The following is a 1,740-nucleotide window of genomic DNA, read 5'->3' as shown; positions in this document are numbered from 1 at the left end:
GCTATGGCAACGCTCGTCCGCACGTTGACGTCGTCACCGGTGCAGCCGTTGCAAAGCCGGCTGCTGCCAAGCCGGCCGCCGCTGCCGCCAAGAAGGCGGCCCCGCGCAAGAAGGCTTAATTGCCTTTCCAGCGTGAGATGAAAAGCCCCGCATTGCGGGGCTTTTTGTTGGGCCCGATTCAGAGCTCGAGCCTGTCGCCGAACTCGAAGTGGCCGTCCGCCGGAGCGGCGATCGCGTTCTGGTGGACGATGCCGGGGAAGATGTTGTTTTCGATGCCGGCGTGGTTATCGCTGTTGTACAGATAGGGTACGTGCGACCACACACGGTAACCGAGGGCCTTGATCGACGCGATTTCCGCCGCCGCCTGGTCCATCCCGGACAGGCGTACGTAGAGCAGGGGACGGTGCTCGCGCAGGGTCTCCGTGGCTCCGGCAAGCGCGTCCACGAGCGTGTCGGCGAGGTTGAACTTCATCAGGTGTACCGATTCCAGTTGCAGGCTGTCGATCGTGATCGCGCGAACGGACTCTTTCGCGCCAAACGAGTGCAGCCCCGTGCTGCGACCCAGCCAGGCCGGATGCGTGAAAACATTGTCGAGCTGGTTGAGCGCCACGTTCGCGCACAGCTGTTGGAATCGTATGCGGCGCGGTTCCACGACATGCACCTGTCCAAGGGGACCGACGGCGTGAGCCATCCACAGCGCATGTGCAGCGAAATCGCCGCCGAACTCGAGGATGGTCTGCCCCTCTTCGATGAGCCCGCTGAGCAGGTTGGTCTCGTGCTCGGCCCATTCGCCATAGAGCTGGAGTGAACGCGCGACGACGTTGTCGGTGGCGACTGCCGCGGTAATGCCATAGCGCGTGGTCCAGAACGGGGAAGACGCGCCGTTGGGGGGATGCGGGGAATTCATGGGTGTAGTGCCTTCCTGTTCTAGAGAGTGGCGCGTGCGATCGCCAGCTGGCGCACGGCCTGGGCGAGCGCATGGCGGTCATGGCCGGTGGTGTCGGCTGTCTGGGTCCAGCCGCGACACGTGTCGCGCCAGAGGTTGAGCAGATGGCTGTCGCCACCACCGCTGCGCCATGCTGCCTCGCACAGTGCGCTGGCGCCGGCGAAATCGCCTTCGCGCAGGCGCGTCGCCGCCATGGCGGTGCGTGCACCGACGGAATCGGCCTCCATGGATGCGAGTTCGCGTCCCAGCGATGCGGCAACTTCGCCCTGGATAGCGCGGCCAGGTAACGATTCGTAGGTCAGCTGGATAGCGAGGCGACATTCGAGCGCGTCCATTCGCCAGGCGGGATGTTGCTCGGCGAGAAAGGCGTGGGTGAGCGCCAGCGTGCAGGCGTCGACGGCATCGGCGGGTGGTAGCGCCATGGCGCGCAGTCGCGCACAGCGCGCGAGCAGGAGCGCGGTTTCGGCCTCGCCGTCGCGCGTGTGAGCTTCTTCGAGCAGGGCCTGCGCGCGGTCCAGGCTGGCGAGGCGTGCCGCGCCTTTCGCGCCTTCCGCTCGCTGGAGGAAGACCTCCGCTCGCCGACGCGGGGCGCGCGTCATCGCCTCCGGCCCGATGGCCGCGAGACGATCGCACAGGGCTTCGGCTTCGGCCTGTCGCGCGGACGCGCCACCACCGAGCAACCAGCCCGCCCAGGTCAGCTGCACGTCGATCCATGCGTCGAGCACGGGCGTTTCTTCCGCGCCGAGGTCGACGGCCTGGCGGGCCTGGAGCGCGCGCAGGGCAAACAATCGTGT

At 66.8% G+C, this 1,740-nt stretch carries 2 protein-coding genes; both read right to left on the bottom strand.

Annotation, left to right across the window (positions count from 1 at the left end):
- Positions 1-178 precede the first annotated feature (178 nt).
- Complete coding sequence (locus AC1DT2_RS22515; protein ID WP_477298864.1) at positions 179-907, bottom strand: class I SAM-dependent methyltransferase; 729 nt, start codon at positions 905-907, stop codon at positions 179-181.
- Positions 908-927: 20 nt separating this feature from the next.
- Positions 928-1,740: hypothetical protein (locus tag AC1DT2_RS22510; protein ID WP_477298862.1), on the bottom strand; the 813-nt coding region annotated here is incomplete at its 5' end.

The sequence above is a fragment of the Luteibacter sp. P4_E6 genome (assembly GCF_056401535.1).
This window is presented reverse-complemented; position numbering and strand designations above follow the sequence as displayed.

Bases quoted from the DNA above. Each gene is read 5' to 3' on its own strand.
- AC1DT2_RS22515 (WP_477298864.1), bottom strand. From the start codon at position 907: ATGAATTCCCCGCATCCCCCCAACGGCGCGTCTTCCCCGTTCTGGACC.